The organism is Stenoxybacter acetivorans DSM 19021 (assembly GCF_000745895.1).
GTDB classification, from domain to species: Bacteria; Pseudomonadota; Gammaproteobacteria; order Burkholderiales; family Neisseriaceae; genus Stenoxybacter; species Stenoxybacter acetivorans.
Window position 1 is genome coordinate 1 of the sequence record NZ_JQKE01000023.1, and the last position, 15,184, is coordinate 15,184.

General features: G+C 47.4%; 22 protein-coding genes and 1 other RNA gene. 21 read left to right on the forward strand and 2 right to left on the reverse strand.

Annotation, left to right across the window (positions count from 1 at the left end; all coding sequences use genetic code 11):
- From Q384_RS04130 to Q384_RS04220, 20 genes are all read left to right on the forward strand, one after another.
- A partial coding sequence (locus tag Q384_RS04130) for a transposase (protein WP_037586145.1) occupies window positions 1–272 on the forward strand: 272 nt, incomplete at its 5' end.
- 76 nt (window positions 273–348) lie between these two features.
- Entirely contained in the window at window positions 349–771 is a 423-nt protein-coding gene (locus Q384_RS04135; protein WP_037586147.1) for a hypothetical protein, read from the forward strand.
- A 161-nt stretch (window positions 772–932) separates the two neighbouring features.
- Entirely contained in the window at window positions 933–2,045 is a 1,113-nt protein-coding gene (locus tag Q384_RS04140; RefSeq protein ID WP_037586148.1) for a nucleoid-associated protein, read from the forward strand.
- Window positions 2,042–2,557 carry a hypothetical protein gene (locus Q384_RS12595; RefSeq protein WP_051940436.1) on the forward strand — a complete coding sequence of 172 codons (516 nt, stop codon included), beginning with the start codon at window positions 2,042–2,044 and terminating at the stop codon, window positions 2,555–2,557. Before Q384_RS04140 ends, Q384_RS12595 begins: the two co-directional genes overlap by 4 nt.
- A complete protein-coding gene (locus Q384_RS04145; RefSeq protein ID WP_051940439.1) occupies window positions 2,523–3,182 on the forward strand; it encodes a hypothetical protein in 660 nt (219 codons plus the stop codon). The genes Q384_RS12595 and Q384_RS04145 overlap by 35 nt, the downstream gene beginning before the upstream one ends.
- Window positions 3,183–3,327: 145 nt before the next feature.
- Window positions 3,328–3,822, forward strand: a complete 495-nt coding sequence (locus Q384_RS04150; RefSeq protein WP_037586149.1) for a glycoside hydrolase family 108 protein — start codon at window positions 3,328–3,330, stop codon at window positions 3,820–3,822.
- A 12-nt stretch (window positions 3,823–3,834) separates the two neighbouring features.
- Window positions 3,835–4,080: a hypothetical protein gene (locus Q384_RS04155; RefSeq protein WP_037586150.1), complete on the forward strand. Its 246-nt coding sequence runs from the start codon at window positions 3,835–3,837 to the stop codon at window positions 4,078–4,080.
- Entirely contained in the window at window positions 4,073–4,483 is a 411-nt protein-coding gene (locus tag Q384_RS04160; RefSeq protein WP_051940441.1) for a hypothetical protein, read from the forward strand. The genes Q384_RS04155 and Q384_RS04160 overlap by 8 nt, the downstream gene beginning before the upstream one ends.
- Window positions 4,464–4,670, forward strand: coding sequence for a hypothetical protein (locus tag Q384_RS04165; RefSeq protein WP_037586151.1), 207 nt, complete (start codon window positions 4,464–4,466; stop codon window positions 4,668–4,670). The genes Q384_RS04160 and Q384_RS04165 overlap by 20 nt, the downstream gene beginning before the upstream one ends.
- A complete protein-coding gene (locus Q384_RS04170) occupies window positions 4,663–5,010 on the forward strand; it encodes a hypothetical protein (RefSeq protein WP_037586152.1) in 348 nt (115 codons plus the stop codon). Before Q384_RS04165 ends, Q384_RS04170 begins: the two co-directional genes overlap by 8 nt.
- The gene (locus tag Q384_RS04175) at window positions 5,003–5,203 is read left to right on the forward strand and encodes a hypothetical protein (protein WP_037586153.1); all 201 of its coding nucleotides are present in this window, start codon (window positions 5,003–5,005) and stop codon (window positions 5,201–5,203) included. Before Q384_RS04170 ends, Q384_RS04175 begins: the two co-directional genes overlap by 8 nt.
- A gap of 56 nt (window positions 5,204–5,259) precedes the next feature.
- Window positions 5,260–5,478 carry a TraR/DksA family transcriptional regulator gene (locus Q384_RS04180; RefSeq protein WP_037586154.1) on the forward strand — a complete coding sequence of 73 codons (219 nt, stop codon included), beginning with the start codon at window positions 5,260–5,262 and terminating at the stop codon, window positions 5,476–5,478.
- Window positions 5,479–5,531: 53 nt separating this feature from the next.
- Entirely contained in the window at window positions 5,532–5,789 is a 258-nt protein-coding gene (locus Q384_RS04185; protein WP_051940443.1) for a hypothetical protein, read from the forward strand.
- Complete coding sequence (locus Q384_RS04190) at window positions 5,786–6,115, forward strand: hypothetical protein (protein ID WP_051940445.1); 330 nt, start codon at window positions 5,786–5,788, stop codon at window positions 6,113–6,115. The genes Q384_RS04185 and Q384_RS04190 overlap by 4 nt, the downstream gene beginning before the upstream one ends.
- 1 nt (window position 6,116) lies before the next feature.
- The gene (locus Q384_RS04195; RefSeq protein ID WP_037586155.1) at window positions 6,117–6,665 is read left to right on the forward strand and encodes a DUF3486 family protein; all 549 of its coding nucleotides are present in this window, start codon (window positions 6,117–6,119) and stop codon (window positions 6,663–6,665) included.
- Window positions 6,662–7,993, forward strand: coding sequence for a terminase large subunit domain-containing protein (locus Q384_RS04200; protein WP_245608504.1), 1,332 nt, complete (start codon window positions 6,662–6,664; stop codon window positions 7,991–7,993). The genes Q384_RS04195 and Q384_RS04200 overlap by 4 nt, the downstream gene beginning before the upstream one ends.
- A 45-nt stretch (window positions 7,994–8,038) precedes the next feature.
- Window positions 8,039–9,538 (forward strand): DUF935 domain-containing protein, encoded by a 1,500-nt coding sequence (locus Q384_RS04205; RefSeq protein WP_037586156.1) that lies wholly within the window; start codon window positions 8,039–8,041, stop codon window positions 9,536–9,538.
- Complete coding sequence (locus Q384_RS04210; protein WP_051940447.1) at window positions 9,535–10,254, forward strand: phage head morphogenesis protein; 720 nt, start codon at window positions 9,535–9,537, stop codon at window positions 10,252–10,254. Before Q384_RS04205 ends, Q384_RS04210 begins: the two co-directional genes overlap by 4 nt.
- Window positions 10,184–10,858 carry a hypothetical protein gene (locus tag Q384_RS04215; protein WP_037586157.1) on the forward strand — a complete coding sequence of 225 codons (675 nt, stop codon included), beginning with the start codon at window positions 10,184–10,186 and terminating at the stop codon, window positions 10,856–10,858. The genes Q384_RS04210 and Q384_RS04215 overlap by 71 nt, the downstream gene beginning before the upstream one ends.
- Before the next feature lie 212 nt (window positions 10,859–11,070).
- Window positions 11,071–11,643 (forward strand): phage virion morphogenesis protein, encoded by a 573-nt coding sequence (locus tag Q384_RS04220; RefSeq protein ID WP_037586158.1) that lies wholly within the window; start codon window positions 11,071–11,073, stop codon window positions 11,641–11,643.
- Between the two features lie 425 nt (window positions 11,644–12,068).
- On the opposite strand, the gene ssrA is transcribed toward Q384_RS04220, so the two are convergent.
- Both ssrA and Q384_RS04230 read right to left on the reverse strand, forming a co-directional pair.
- Window positions 12,069–12,431, reverse strand: a transfer-messenger RNA (tmRNA) gene (ssrA, locus tag Q384_RS12885).
- A gap of 257 nt (window positions 12,432–12,688) precedes the next feature.
- Window positions 12,689–13,588, reverse strand: coding sequence for a lysophospholipid acyltransferase family protein (locus Q384_RS04230; protein ID WP_156956444.1), 900 nt, complete (start codon window positions 13,586–13,588; stop codon window positions 12,689–12,691).
- 411 nt (window positions 13,589–13,999) lie between these two features.
- Between Q384_RS04230 and metK the strand changes: the two genes are divergently transcribed.
- Window positions 14,000–15,184, forward strand: a complete 1,185-nt coding sequence (metK, locus tag Q384_RS04235) for a methionine adenosyltransferase (protein WP_037586160.1) — start codon at window positions 14,000–14,002, stop codon at window positions 15,182–15,184.

Below are 15,184 nucleotides of genomic sequence, written 5' to 3' on the forward strand. Positions count from 1 at the left end.
GCTGGCGCGGTTACGACGGTTTGGTTGATGTGGGTTTTGAAAAGCATTTTCGTGTCAATCATGGTAATGATGAATTTTCCGACGGTAAGGGCAATCATGTAAACGGTATTGAAAGCTTTTGGGGCTTCGCTAAACACCGCTTGGCGAAGTTTAAAGGTATTCATAAGCACTTATTTGAAATTCATCTTAAAGAAACTGAGTTTCGTTTTAACCATAGAGAGCAAAATATCTATAAAATCTTGCTTAAATGGTTTAGAACCGAGAAAATTTAGTTGTCTTGTTTTTACCTTGTTTGGTTGTCTTGTCCCAAACCTGAAACTGAAATTACTCACCTACGAGGAAATCAAAATGAAAGCATCAATTTTCGTATCATTATTTGCCTGTGTCTCATTTGCTTTAACCGCTTGCGGTGGTGGTGAATCATCCCAAACAACGAATGCTGTAGTTGCTTCAAGTGCCGCCGATGAAAATATCGTCACTGCGGCAAACAAGGAAATCGCACGAAACTTTTGCTATGCCATACACGCAATCGGCAATTGTTCGGGGTTAAATATGCGGCTGGATACTGAAGCAAAAATTGACAAACTGGTTGGTACAAACATTCGGGAAAAAGGTTCTGTTTTTGAAGACGATTGTTTAGATGGATTGATACAAGCAAACGAAGACAAGAATCTCTGTTCAAATGCGTGGGATAGGTTCGGCTGCAATGGCAAGATAATGCCAAAACTGTTGTTTAAAAAAGATGATTTTTGTGTGTTTGGTGATTCGTAAGTGAGTCAACCTTATCGTTGCAGAGAAAAAAGCCGATAACTTTGAAGCTCTTAAAGTAAGTTAGCACCAGCCTCATCTTTACAGACAGCATGAATATTAAAAACAGCAAGCTGATTTTATTAAACTACATTAGTGTTTTTTTGATAAAGGAGCAGTAGAGAATGTCCACTATAACAGAGCACTCAGTAACCATTCAGGCCGGAGTGATTCATGGCATCATTAAAACCCGGTTCAGTACTGATATTGATGATAGTACCGTTCTCATCAGGGATCGGTTGCATACAAAAAATGAACAAGTTGAGGAGTTCGTCGAATATGCGGAAGGTGTGCTGGCTAAAGGCAGCAATCGCTCAATTAGCTTAGGATTTATTGCTGACCACTCTTTATCAAAAATTCTGGCAACCCAAAATTTCTCCTTTTCTTCTGATGAGGATTATCTCAAGGTAAGCCAGGAGTTAACGCACGGTCTGTTTCACTTTGTCATTCAAAAAAGTGCCACAACCAGCGGGCATATTCCCATCATTTTTTACAAAAAGAATGGGCGGGATTATTTGTTGCTTTCCTTGATTAGTTTGAGTGTACACAGGAGTATCAATGGAGAAACAGGCGAATTCATCAACACCAATGTATTGGACTATGACGCGGTGAAAGTGGGTTTGAGTGTTGATTTGCGAGCCATGCGCGAGCATTACGAAAATCCTAATAACTATCAGGGTTCTTCTTACGTGCGTTGGATTGAGAGGAGAAACAGAAAATTACCTGATTACGTTCAAGGTTTCATTCCTGTAGCGCAGCATATTGATGATAAAAAATCCACCGAGGATGTAATCAAAAAAACCAGTAAATTCATTGATGAAACCTTTCACAACCCGCTGCAAGCCGCTGAAGTAAAGGCACGCATTCTCGGAGAAATGCAGCGGTGTTCGGATAATAAAGAACCGGTTGATGTTATGGAAGATATTGCTCCCATTATTGACGCAGCCATGAAAACGGCCGGTTTAGAAGACTGTTTAAGCTTTACTGATTATTGTATTGCCAATCATATTGAGGTTAATAATTCCTTCATACCGGATGAATCAGTATTAAAAAGGAACCAAAGGGTCAAATTGGATCTTGGAAGCACATCTATTCAAGGAAATATGGGAGATTTAGGCCGAGAAATCCAGATAGACAAAGTAGGCGAACAACATTATATTAAAGCAGAGATTGATAAGGAGAGTGCTGTTCGACTCCTTGATCGCTATCCCCAACTAAAACCTCAGACGGAACAATGAATTTACCCTATGTACTGCTCAATGCCGATGCACTCCAAGAAACACAAAAAACAGGTGTCTTGGAGGGGGTTTTTACGCCCAAAACAGCAGAGGATATGCAGCAACTGGACGAGTTACCTTGGCTGAGTGATTATTGGTTCGTGTTGAAAGGGGAAGATTTTACTCTCAACGAGCCGGTAACTTTTGAGTTCAACGTTAGTGTTGGCTGGGGTTATGCGGGGTACCAAGATTTTTTCAGATACGCGAGCTGGTGGGCAGAAAAATTTGATACCGATGATAAATCCCCCGCTGATCATATTGTTTGGCATCAATGGGCGCAGCAACGTGGTGAAGATGGATTAGTGCCGAATGAAAATCTCACAGAAGTATGTCGGCTTGCTCGCGCTTTAGTCGGTTCATTTTATTGTCGCGGTGAGGAGATTGTCTTTTTCAGCAGAAAATCGCTTGGGATGTCGTTGCGTTTGCAACAAAATCTTGATGATTTTATTGACTGTATTACGTCAACTGGATAGCCAAAAGGTTGCTGTTATAAAGGCGTTTCGCCGATGGCTGCAAGAAGATGAAGGCAAACACACCGAAGAAAAAAAAGCCATTGTCGCATCAGTATTGTGTAATCTGTTTAAAGAAAATCAGTATATTGATTTCTATGAGGTTATTAAAAATATTGACAAGATTGATAAGGAAGTCAGAGGGCAGTATTCCCTTTATTTAGAAAATTTCAGCTATGGGGCATTTGTCAAAAAGTTGGAAGAAAACGGCGAGAAATTTATCAGCCGTATCAATGACACACTCAATAAGATACTCTCCCAAGTATTGGCCTTGCCGATTGCTGCGCTGGCTTTGAAAACATGGTCTGACGGTACGACACCCGCGTATTTTGCTTTACTGGCATATGGCTTAATATGTGGATTGGCTCTGATTAGCCAAGCGTTAATACTGGATCATCTGAAAAGTGAAGTATCTAAATTTGAACAAGACGGCAAAGTTGCGGAAGCCTTAAAGAAGCAATGGCATGATAATAAAAAACATATTGATAACTTAATAAAATGGCAATGGGGGTTAGCCTGTATTTTGGAAATAACCATATTGACGTGCCTGCTTTTCGCTTTACATAAAATTATTGCTTCTTTCTTTTAAAGGCTGCCCTCACTTCAGGCAGCCTGTTTCTTTGTCTTCCCTTGCCGTACTCACGGCATTTCCCACGTTAATTTTTAAAGCGCATTAAAAGACCTGCACCGTCCGATTGCACACAATACGCCCATATTCAATGGGAGGTATTTCTATGTCTGACTTCAACGACTTTATTAACCGCGTGCTGTCGCATGAGGGCGGTTATGTGAACCACCCGCACGACCCGGGCGGCGAGACCCACTGGGGCATCACCAAACGCACCGCCGCCGAAAACGGCTACAACAAAGACATGCGCCAAATGACCCGAGCCGATGCAATTGAGATTTACCGCACCGCGTTTTGGGAACGTTACCGCTGTGCTTTGATGCCAAGTGCCATCGCGTTTCAGTTTTTTGACGCTTGCGTGAACCACGGCTACGGCAACGCGGCACGAATGCTGCAACGCGCGGCGGGGGTGTTGGACGATGGCGTGATTGGCGATGTTTCGCTCACTGCGATTAACCGCGCCGATGTGCACGATTTACTGATGAAGTTCAATGCAGAATGGTTGGCGTTTTACGTGGGGCTTAAAAATTTCAATACTTTTGGCAAAGGCTGGGTGAAGCGGGTTGTAAACAACCTACGCTATGCAGCGACGGATTATTAAGGAGCAGCAATCATGACGGCAGTATTACGCGCTTTATTCGGTTTGATCGGCAACCCTGCCACGCATACGCTGTCGCACTCAAAGCTATGGGCAAATATCGCGGCGGGGGTGATGACTTATCAGTTTTTAGCCACACCAAATCCGAGCATGGAATTGTGGCTTGCCTACGGCTCAATGGTGGGTGGCTATGCCTTGCTTCGACGCGGGATTGCGGCGGCACAGGTGGTAGGCGAACGTGGGGAGGCGCGCCATGATTAAGCCATCGGGTAATTTTGTCATCACCATTGCCGTGTATCTGTGTGTCTTGGCAGCAGGTTGTGTTTTGGGCTACACGCTGTCCAAACAGCATTACACCACCCAAATCGCCGAGCTGGAACGTGATTATGCGCAGGGCAACGTGGCTTTACAGGCGGCGTATGCCGAAGCCTTACAACAGGCGCAAACCGAAAAGCAAAAGTGGTTTAATTTTGCACAAAAACAAGGTGTGCAGCTGGCCCAAACAGCGCAGGAACTGGACGATACCCGTGAACAGGTAAAAAAGGATATTACCCATGCGATTGAACAAGATCAGTTGGCAAACCATCGCGATGATGGTGAGTGTTTCGGCGATCACGGCTTGCGGCTCTACAACCGCGCCCTCTATGGCAGTGAAACCGATTGAAAAAGCGGTGCTGCCGCCGGTGTCGGCTGAGCTACTGGCAAATTATCCAAAGCCTGTACCGCCAAAGAGCGGCGAAGCGGCGGTGATTTTAGAACACGCCGCCGAGTATGGGGCTTGGTGTTTAAAGCGAGACAGCCAAGTGAGCGGCTGGCAGCAATGGTACAGACAAGGAGTAAATGATGAATGATTTGATTTGGCTGGTTTATTTGGCTGATGTGTTGTGCCGTGTGGGATCAGTATTGTTGATTATCGCACTGCTCAGCAGCGGCGTATTGAGTTTCCATTGGTTTATTTTGGGTATGGACGGCGAAGCAGAACGTTTTAAGAAAGCATGGTTTGCCTTACCCATCTGCTTTGCCTTGTTGGCATCTTTGATACCGAGCAAACAAACGGTTTACACCATTTTGGCAGTCAAAACCACGGCGATGGCAGTGGAAGAAGTCAGGCAAAACACGTTGTGGCAAAAGGGCATAAAACTCTTGGAACAACGCTTGGACGAAGCCTTAGCCGAGCCGAAAAATGAATAAACAAAGCTGCCTGACTTGCCGTCGTGCCGATATGCGCCAAGCCGCCAAAAACGGAATGCCCGGATTTTTGTTGTGCACAGACGAGCCATGGTTTTACGGCACACAGCGAAGCATTTGCGGCAACGGCAAATACACGGCGGCAGCAAATGAACAAATAGCGGCAAGAATAGCGTGGTATGCACGCCATGTTTGATATTGTTCTAATCAGAAAAACAGAAAAAACAGCGTATGAAAGTAAGGAATTAAACAATGGATTGGGCAGATCGCGCCGCCTTAAATGAAGCGGTGTTTACCGAAACGGCGTTGGCGCGTCAAGCGGCAAAATCCGCACTTGTTCCACACGGATCGGGGGTGTGCATTGAATGCGGCGAAGCCATACCCGCTGCCCGTTTGGCTGCCATGCCGAATGCGGCGTATTGCATCGGTTGTCAGAAATTGTTTGAGGCACACCCGCCGTATTTGCCGTGAACGGCGTATTGATGTTTTAAATGGGTATTTAAACCGCTTTTAAAGGAAATTAAATGACGATTGAATGGGCGTTTAACGCGGTGTACGGCTTATTGTCAGCCGGATTCTGGTTTTGGCTGAATGCACAAACACGCCACCGCGAGCGTTTGCAGGCGGAATTAAATGATTTGCGCAAGGAATTGAATACAGTGATGTTGAACTATGTCCGCCGTGATGACTATATCCGCAATGAAGCGGTGATGTCGGCAAAATTGGACAGCATACAGGGCATGATCAGCGATTTATACAAAATGGAGATTAAGAAGCAATGAGCCACACTGAACTGAAAGAGAAAGCACGGCGGGAAGGCATACGCTGGTACATCATCAGCACCTTGCACAAAGCACTGCCGCACACCACAGGCGAGCTGTTTTTACGCGATGTGATGCAGGAAATTTACGGCAAGGATTTCGCCGTAAGCCTCACCGAAATTCGCCAAGCCTTAAAGTATTTGGAAGAGCGCAGCTTGGTGAAGCTGACGATTACGCCGATGGATTCGTGGTTTGCCGATTTAAGCGTGGCGGGGGTGGATTTGGCTGAATACACCATTGATTGCCGCGCCGGCATTGCCCGTCCGCCCAAGTATTGGAAAGACTGATATGGCACGTGCATCGGGGATTAACCGGCTGCCTGAAAACATTCGCCTTGCCTTTGAACGGCGGCTGACGGAACAAGGTTTTAGTGGTTATGACGATTTAACCGCGTGGCTGACGGAACAGGGCTACGAGGTGAGCAGAAGCGCGGTGCATCGCTATGGACAGAAGATTGAAAAACGCTTTGCGTCGATTAAGGCTTCGACTGAAGCGGCGCGGCTGATTGCCGAAGGTGCGGCAGACGAAGACGACAAACGTTCTGCCGCGTTGATGTCGATGCTGCAAACCGAATTGTTTGATTTATTGGTGGCGGTAAATGACAGCAGTTCAGAGCTTGAGCCGTTGGCACGCTTGCACGAAATGGCTGTTGCCGCCAAAAACATCGCGCCGTTGATTTCGGCTTCAACCCGTTTAAAACAGTTTCAGGCAGCCTTTAAGGACAAGTTAGATAAACGCTTTGCTGAACTGGAAGCGGAAAGCACACAGCAGGGCAGCGGTATTGATGCCGATACATTGCGGCGTATTCGCCAAGAGGTTTATGGGGTGATGTCATGACCGACACACCCATGCCCGTGCATACCACAGAGGCAGCCTTAACCCTCTATCCCTACCAGAAACGCTGGCTGGCGGATGACAGCCGTTTTAAGGTAGGCATGTTTGCGCGGCAAACGGGTAAAACCTTTACGACCACGCTGGAAATCGTACTTGATTGTTTAGATGCCGAAGCCGAAGGCAAGCGCGCCCGCTGGGTGATTTTGTCGCGCGGCGAACGGCAGGCGAAAGAAGCGATGAATGAGGGCGTGAAGCGGCATTTACAGGCAGCCGGTATCGCTTGCGAAGTATTAACCGTACCGTTTGATGCCACGGTAAATGCGCTGGAAGTGGTGTTTCCGAACGGCAGCAAGATTACCGCTTTGCCTGCCAATCCCGACACCGCGCGCGGTTTCTCTGCCAATGTATTTTTAGATGAATTTGCCTTTCACCAAGACAGCCGCGCTATTTGGAAAGCCTTATTTCCGGTGATTTCGGCAGGCTGGAAACTGCGGGTGGTCTCTACACCCAACGGCAAGGGCAATAAGTTTTATGAGTTGATGACTGACTTGGCGAACACCGAATGGAGCCGCCATGTGGTGGATATTTACCAAGCCGTTGCCGACGGTTTGCCGCGTGAAATTGACGAATTAAAAGCCGGTTTAAACGACCCCGATGCTTGGGCACAGGAATTTGAATTGCAATGGCTGGACGAGGCTTCGGCTTGGTTAAGCCACGATTTGATACACGGCGCAGAACACCCGCAGGCAGGGCTGCCCGAACACTACAGCGGCGGGGTGTGTTTTGTCGGCGTGGATATTGCCGTGCGCAACGATTTGTTTGTGGTGTGGGTATTGGAGCAAGTGGGCGATGTGTTGTGGACGCGGGAATTGATTGTGCGGCGGCGGATTTCGTTTGCCGAACAAGCGGATTTACTGGCTGATGTGTTTGCTCGTTATCGCGTGATTCGCTGCTGTATTGACCAAACCGGTTTGGGTGAAAAGCCCGTTGAAGACGCAAAGACGGCACACGGTGAAAGCCGCGTTGAGGGCGTGTTGTTTACCGCCGCGAATAAATTGGCATTGGCAACCGTGGGCAAAGAAGCCTTTGAAGACCAAAAGATCCGCATTCCGATTGATCAGGATTTGCGCACCGATTTGCATAAATTGCAGAAAGTAACCAGCCCGACGGGTGCGCCGCGCTTTGTTGCCGAAGCGGACGCCAACGGTCATGCAGACCGCACTTGGGCGGCATTTTTGGCATTGAATGCCGCACAGCAAGATGTGGGCAGTCCCAGAGTATCCAGCCGTGCGTGCAAGCGGGTAAGCCGTTTGACGCGGGGTTATTGGTAAGCTGTCGCACCCGCAAACAATCAAATACATTGAGAACACAACACCATGAGCAGCCGTAAACCACATATCAAACTGTCCACCACTCAAGGTAAGACCACGGTTAAACCGCAAAACCTGTCTGCTCACATTGCCGTTGCACGTCAATTTATGGGCGCAGGCGGCATGGGTATGCTGCTGCCGAATCCCGATCCGATACTGAAGAAACTGGGCAAGGACATTGCCGTGTACCGCGATTTGTTGAGCGATCCGATTGTTGCCGGACATGTGCGCCGCCGCAAAGCCGCCGTTACTTCTTTGGAGTGGCGGCTGGAAGCAGACGGTGTGCCTGCGCACTTTCAGGCAGCCTTAAATGATTATTTTGCCGATTTGGATTTGTACCCGCTGATTAACCAAATCTTGGACGCGGTGTTGTTTGGTTATCAGCCTTTGGAATTGGTTTGGCAGACTGACAGCAATCTGTGGCTGCCTGAAATCGTGGCGAAGCCGCCGGAATGGTTTCGCTTTAATGAAACCGCCGAATTGGTGTTTGTCGGTGAAATGGGTGGCGGCAATTCTGAGTCGGTGCCGCCGTTTAAATTTCTCTGTCCCGCTCACAATGCGAGTTATATAAATCCTTATGGTATGGGTGATTTGGCGAGTATTTATTGGCCAGCCGTATTCAAACGGGCGGGTTTGCAGTTTTGGAGTGAGTTTGCCGAAAAATTCGGTGCACCGTGGGTGTTTGGCAAAGAGCCGCGCAGCAATACCCTTGCCGATACCGAAAAATTACTGGACTCTTTGGAAAAATTGGTTGGTAACGGTGTGGCAACCATTCCCAATGATTCCAGTGTGGACATCAAGGAAGCAGCGGGCAAGACCGGTAGCGCGGAGGTGTATGACCGTTTTATCCGTTATTGCCGCAGTGAAATCGCCATTGCCCTGCTCGGGCAAGACCAAACCACCGAAAAAGACACCAATCACGCTTCGGCAACGGCGGGTTTGGAAGTAACCCAAGACATACGCGACAACGATTGCCGTGTGGTTGAAAGCTGTTTGAATACTTTATTGGCATGGATAACGCAGCTGAATTTGGGTGAAGCAGCCACACCGCCGCGCTTTGTGTTGTATGAAGAAGAAGCCGGTGATGAAGCCTTGGCGCGGCGCGACCAAATCTTAACGGGTTGCGGTGTGTCGTTCAGTGTGGATTATTTTAAACGGGCGTATCACTTGAGTGATGCAGATATTGCCGTGCCTGCCGTTGACAAACCTGCTGAATTTACCGAAGCCGCTGCCAATCAACCGCAAGATTTAAGCGACCGTTTGGCGGTGTTGATGCCGCCTGCCGATGAGTTAAACGGTTACACCGATAAGCTGTGGCAAACCCTTTCAGGCTCCCTGAAAACCTTTGCCGAACTGGGTGAACACAGTGAAGAACAACTGCTGGAACACCTTGCCGCCGCATGCCCGCAAATGAATTTGGACGAATTGCAAGAGAGTCTTAACAATATGCTGTTCACTGCTTCCGTGTTGGGCAGGTTGGAATGTGAGCAGGAAAACGGCTTATGAGTACTACCGACACCCTCAACCTGCAAGCCCTGTTCGGACTCGCCCCTGAAGCCGCCATTGCCCATTTAAAATCCAAAGGCATACACATCGGCTGGAACTGGCAAGACACGCTGGACGAAGCCCATGCCCGAAGTTTCACCATTGCCAAAATGACGCAAATGGATATGCTGGCAAGTACCCGCAAAGCCGTCATCAACGCCATGACAAGCGGTGGCGGTTATCGTGAATTTGAAGAGAAAGCCGGTGAATATCTTAAAAAACAAGGTTGGTGGGGCAAGCAGGAAATCAACGGTGAAATGGTGCAACTGGGCAGCCCGCGCCGCTTAAGCATCATCTACCATACCAATCGCCGAAGTGCGATTATGGCGGCGAAGTATCAGCGGTTGTCTGAAGCCGCCGATACCCACCCGTATTGGCAATACAGCGCGGTATTGGACGGCAACACCCGCCCCACGCACCAAGCCATGCACGGTGCAGTCTATGTCCATGATGATCCGTTCTGGCAACATGCGTTTCCGCCAAATGGTTACGGTTGCCGCTGTACCGTGAAAGCATTAACCGAAGAGCGTGCAAAAGAGAGCGGCAAAATCGTTCAAAGTGATTTACAGCCGTTCGATCAGTACATCGGCACGGATAAATCCACGGGTGAAATTTATCAGGCAACCCGCTACGGTACCGCCGATTCCGCCGCCCAAAGGCGTTGCACCCTACGGTAAGCTAAAAAATGCCGCATTTGCACCCGATGCGGGCTTTAACGGTAGCCCGATGGCAAGTCATTTATTCGACCAAATGTGGCTGAAAAAAGCACAGGCGGCTTTGGGCAATGAACGCGGTTTGGCGATGGTGGCAGCAGATATGCGGCATGAGGCAAGGATAAAAGGGTTTTTGGCGTGGGTGCGGGTGATACACAGTATCGGCAAAGCCCAAGGCAAAACTTATGGTATCGGCGTGTTGTCTGCCCGTGTCATTCAGCAGTTTCAGACAGCCTTACCGGCGGAACAAATCGGTAGCCCTGTGGTGTCGTTTCGCGGACATTTGATTGCCGGACAAAAAGCCACGCGCCACGAAGCGGCGGGCAATGCCATTACCGACGTCAAGGATTATCGTAAGATAATCGAAGAATTTGGTAAGCCGGATTATGAGTTGTGGGACGTGCGCAATCGGCATTTATTACATGTTTACGACATGGGTAATGAACAAGCGATGAAATTGAGTATTGAGATGAATAAGGACGGAGCAGAAGTGGTGTCGGCTTTTTATGTGCCTATGATTTCTGTTGAATCTGCAATCAAAAATGTTGATTATGTTCCGATAGAATAAATGAAAAACCTCTTGCACTTCGACTTTTACACGACAATCAGAGCATTAGACGCTGGTTAGCTGACCCTTAATTGCGCATTCTCAGTAACAAGAGGCTATTCTGTTGAACGCCTGAATCGAACAGGGTAAAGCGGAACCACCGCCCCGACACCACGCCGGACCCAACAACAGAATTTGGGTTAATCATAATCCCAGACCGAAAGAAAATCAACATGATAGAAATCAATCTGGACAGCCACGAACTGGACAAAGGCTTAAAGCAGCTGATGGACAACGTCAAAAATACCGGTCCGTTAATGCGCAGCCTTGCCGTCGAACTGGAAACCATGACCAAAGAAAACTTTGAGAATGAGGCGTGGGGCAGCGATAAATGGACACCGCGCAAAAGCGAACCCGAATCCGAATCCGAAAACCCGAAGAAGAAAAAAGGTAAAGGCAAGCGTAAAACAAAAGCCAACGGCAACAAAGGCAAAATTCTGTTCCGAAGCGGCGAGATGGCCGACAGCGTAGACACTCGCTATGACAGCGACAGTGCCCAAATCGGCAGTAATCTGGCGTATGCGGCCATTCATCACTTAGGCGGCAAAACCGCCGCCCACACCATTCGTGCCAAAAACAAAAAAGCCTTATCATTTAACGGTATCTTCCGAAAAAGCGTAAACCACCCCGGCAGCCAAATCCCCGCCCGCCCGTACTTGCCCATCAACGCCGGCGGAAAACTCCAATCAAACGCCAAATCCCGCCTCTTAGATACTGCACTAACCGCCCTCAAAAAAAGTTTATAATCCACAAAAAAAGCACGAACCACTGAAAGTTCATGCCTCAAAACTCATTTCACCCTATGAAATCTTATTTCATTTTACCGTCCCACCGAATCCCACCCCGTCCCGCCAAATCCCATTTATCGTGATTACAGGTAGGGATTTATCTTAATTGGGTTCAACAAAGGCCCAACACCATTTTGTAAATCAATCACGAGTAAAGCTTTTGACATCATACTCTCCTTTGAAAATAATGAAATTTTCAGTACTTATTTTTGATGAATTTAGAGGAAATATCTTTTGCCTTAGTCGAAACTACTTCAGCAGCATCTTTTTTGTTAATGACTAAATTTTTTCAGAATATCCAGTTTCTGAAAAAGGCGGGGCTGTACAAACAAAAAAACCACCTATCTCTAAACCGGAGTTTATCAGATAGATGGCAGGTGTTATGGTGGAGGCGGGGGGAATTGAACCCCCGTCCGAAAGTCCTCTACAAAGCGTTCTACATACTTAGTCTTATCAACTTAAAAGTCTTGTTTCCAAGCCGCCGACAGACAGGCTACCTGAAAACCAGTTGCCTTGAATCTTATTTACCGTTAAGCAACCCAGCGGCAAACCAGCTGATGTGAAATGTCGTTGCGGCGGGTTGCCCCGCACGGTCCATCAGCGAACCGTTGCAACGTTTAGCCTCAAGCGGCTAAAGCGTAAGAATCGTCGTTTGCGACTATTTAGATTCAGTGTTTTACGGGTGTCTGAGAACCCGGTATGCCCGCATCTGCTTCGCAACCCCCGTCGAAACCAAGATCGCCCCCAGATAGGAGAAAGTGATTATACGGAGTACTCTGTGAAAAAGAAAGGTATTTATAAAAAGCGGAATCTTGCTGATAATGAAATCAAATAAGGCGGTTTGTTTGGTTCTGTTTTATTGGTATGTGTGGTTTTTATTGTGGATTGTGTTTTTGCGAACAGCGGGGTAATCCATTGTTTACGGCTGAAAGTTTTTGTGAATGGATTGCTGTATTGGTTTAAGTAGCGGATTTTTTATTAAGCGTGCTGTTATTGGGTTGTATCAATGTTTCGGGGGCATGGTTTGTTCTCGCATATCAGCAGGCGGATTGCCTTTAAAACGGTTGTAGCCAAATAAATATTGTTCGGGGAAGCGGGCAATCCAATGTTCTGCATTGTTGTTAATTAGTTGAGTATCTTGCTTTTTATCACCTGTTAGGCTGCCTGAAAGCGGGGCAATGTGTAAGGCAAATCCTTGCCCGTGCGGCAGGCGTTCTCCGCAGAAAAAGAGGGTGGAAACGTTGGGCAGATTGGCGAGCTTTGCTGCTAAGGTCATGGTATAAGCGGGCTGATTAAGAAAATGTACCCAAACGCCGTCGCCTTCTTTTGGAAATTGATCGGGCAAGATAATGGTTGCCTCACCTTGCTTTAATGCTCTGACAATTTGCTTGACGCCTTGCAAGGTTGCCGGCGCAGTGCGCCCGTTATCGCGTACACGTCCGGCATTCATCACGTTTTCCAGCCAGCGCAGCTTGGGTGGTCGGTACATGGCAGTGAGCGGGAAAGGCAGTTGTTCACTCAGAAAGCGTCCTGCTAAATCATAGCTGCCCAGATGCGGTGTAATCAATAAAATGCCTTGCTTATTGTTTAAGGCTGCCTGAAGATGTTCTAAGCCGTGGGTTTGTTTGAATAGGGATACGATGTATTCGGTGGAGCGTGTCCATGCAATGGGTAATTCCAAGCCGCTTTTCATGGATTCACGGCAAACGGCTTTTATTAAATTTTGTTCAGCTTGGTTGCTTTGGGCAAGTTTGCTAGAATGCACGTTTTTCGTGATGCGGGCGCGTGTTTTTTTGCCAAGATAAAATCCTGCCAAGCCAAACAGGCTACCTAAATTGTGCAGGAATGGTAAAGGCAGGCTGGCGGCGAGTGCAAACAAAAGGTAAATTGGTTTCTGTATCATGAATGGTAAATTATTTTAATAATTTGGGTTATTGTAACAAAAGTATTGCATTGGTGTGTTCGGTCTGAATATGGTGGTTTTTTTGTTATTGTGAGTGATGTGCTGTTTTTATGGTTGAATGGATTGTCGACCAGCCGCTCTTTGCTTTACTAAATTTAACAATGTGGATTGCCTGTACGAATTATTGGCCTTTTGACTGCATGTTTTAAGCCAGTTAAAAATAATTGGCTTGTTTTGTTCGGTATTGTTGTATTTATGCAGCGGGTTGAATTGGCTGCCTGAAAAGTTTAGTTGATTTCATTTCCTGCAGTGCAGGTTTGTGGGATTTAGATGTTGCTGATGTTTGGCACAAAAATCAATATGTCATTATTTTTATAAAAATCAATTATTTCGGAAAGCATTAGTCACATTATGAGTGAATATTTATTTACGTCTGAATCAGTGTCTGAAGGACACCCCGATAAGGTTGCCGATCAAATCTCCGATGCGATTTTAGACGCCGTTCTTGAGCAAGATCCGCTGGGACGTGTGGCGGCAGAAACCTTAGTGAATACAGGCTTGTGTGTACTGGCGGGAGAAATTACCACGCGGGCGCACGTGAACTACATTCAGGTAGCCCGAGAAACCATTAAACAGATTGGTTATACGTCTTCAGAAATGGGTTTTGATGCCGATGGCTGTGCGGTGATGGTGTGCTATGACGAGCAATCTTCTGATATTGCGCAAGGCGTGAATGAGGGAGAAGGTTTGGATTTGGACATGGGCGCGGGCGACCAAGGTTTAATGTTTGGCTATGCCTGTGATGAAACGCCGACACTGATGCCGTTTGCGATTTATTACGCCCACCGCTTAATGCAACGCCAAAGCGAGGTGCGCAAAAATGGTACGCTGCCGTGGCTGCGTCCTGATGCTAAGGCGCAATTGACTTGTGTTTATGATGCGGACAGCGGTAAGGTGAAACGCATTGATACGGTAGTACTCTCTACGCAGCACGAGCCGCACATCACTCATGAAACCTTAACGGCGGCGGTGATTGAACACATTATTAAACCGGTGCTACCAAGCAGTATGCTGACGGCGGATACCAAATATTTAATCAACCCAACAGGGCGTTTTGTGATTGGCGGTCCGCAAGGCGACTGCGGATTAACCGGACGCAAGATTATTGTTGATAGTTACGGCGGTGCTGCGCCGCACGGCGGCGGTGCGTTTTCAGGGAAAGATCCTACAAAGGTGGATCGTTCCGCTGCTTATGCGTGCCGTTATGTGGCTAAAAATATTGTTGCCGCCGGCTTGGCGAGTCAATGCCAAATTCAAATCTCTTACGCCATCGGCATTGCCAAACCAACATCAATTGCCATCGATACTTTTGGAACAGGAAAGATTGAAGAGGCTGATTTAATTGAATTGGTTAATCGTCATTTTGACTTGCGCCCCAAAGGCATTATTCAAATGCTGAATTTGCAGCGTCCGATTTACCGCAAAACGGCAGCATATGGTCATTTTGGGCGGGAAGAGCCTGAATTTACTTGGGAACAAACAGATAAGGCAGCGTGGCTGCGAGCGGAAGCCGCTCGTTTGCATTTGATTAAATAA

Excerpts from the sequence above, each read along its gene's own strand:
- Q384_RS04220 (WP_037586158.1), top strand. The coding sequence starts at position 11,071 with ATGATAGAAATCAATCTGGACAGCCACGAACTGGACAAAGGCTTAAAG.
- Q384_RS04205 (WP_037586156.1), top strand. The coding sequence starts at position 8,039 with ATGAGCAGCCGTAAACCACATATCAAACTGTCCACCACTCAAGGTAAG.
- Q384_RS04185 (WP_051940443.1), top strand. The coding sequence starts at position 5,532 with ATGACGATTGAATGGGCGTTTAACGCGGTGTACGGCTTATTGTCAGCC.
- Q384_RS04195 (WP_037586155.1), top strand. The coding sequence starts at position 6,117 with ATGGCACGTGCATCGGGGATTAACCGGCTGCCTGAAAACATTCGCCTT.
- Q384_RS04230 (WP_156956444.1), bottom strand. The coding sequence starts at position 13,588 with ATGATACAGAAACCAATTTACCTTTTGTTTGCACTCGCCGCCAGCCTG.
- Q384_RS04180 (WP_037586154.1), top strand. The coding sequence starts at position 5,260 with ATGGATTGGGCAGATCGCGCCGCCTTAAATGAAGCGGTGTTTACCGAA.
- Q384_RS12595 (WP_051940436.1), top strand. The coding sequence starts at position 2,042 with ATGAATTTACCCTATGTACTGCTCAATGCCGATGCACTCCAAGAAACA.
- metK (WP_037586160.1), top strand. The coding sequence starts at position 14,000 with ATGAGTGAATATTTATTTACGTCTGAATCAGTGTCTGAAGGACACCCC.
- Q384_RS04200 (WP_245608504.1), top strand. The coding sequence starts at position 6,662 with ATGACCGACACACCCATGCCCGTGCATACCACAGAGGCAGCCTTAACC.
- Q384_RS04145 (WP_051940439.1), top strand. The coding sequence starts at position 2,523 with ATGATTTTATTGACTGTATTACGTCAACTGGATAGCCAAAAGGTTGCT.
- Q384_RS04190 (WP_051940445.1), top strand. The coding sequence starts at position 5,786 with ATGAGCCACACTGAACTGAAAGAGAAAGCACGGCGGGAAGGCATACGC.
- Q384_RS04140 (WP_037586148.1), top strand. The coding sequence starts at position 933 with ATGTCCACTATAACAGAGCACTCAGTAACCATTCAGGCCGGAGTGATT.
- Q384_RS04160 (WP_051940441.1), top strand. The coding sequence starts at position 4,073 with ATGATTAAGCCATCGGGTAATTTTGTCATCACCATTGCCGTGTATCTG.
- Q384_RS04165 (WP_037586151.1), top strand. The coding sequence starts at position 4,464 with ATGGCAGTGAAACCGATTGAAAAAGCGGTGCTGCCGCCGGTGTCGGCT.
- Q384_RS04135 (WP_037586147.1), top strand. The coding sequence starts at position 349 with ATGAAAGCATCAATTTTCGTATCATTATTTGCCTGTGTCTCATTTGCT.
- Q384_RS04175 (WP_037586153.1), top strand. The coding sequence starts at position 5,003 with ATGAATAAACAAAGCTGCCTGACTTGCCGTCGTGCCGATATGCGCCAA.
- Q384_RS04210 (WP_051940447.1), top strand. The coding sequence starts at position 9,535 with ATGAGTACTACCGACACCCTCAACCTGCAAGCCCTGTTCGGACTCGCC.
- Q384_RS04170 (WP_037586152.1), top strand. The coding sequence starts at position 4,663 with ATGAATGATTTGATTTGGCTGGTTTATTTGGCTGATGTGTTGTGCCGT.
- Q384_RS04150 (WP_037586149.1), top strand. The coding sequence starts at position 3,328 with ATGTCTGACTTCAACGACTTTATTAACCGCGTGCTGTCGCATGAGGGC.
- Q384_RS04155 (WP_037586150.1), top strand. The coding sequence starts at position 3,835 with ATGACGGCAGTATTACGCGCTTTATTCGGTTTGATCGGCAACCCTGCC.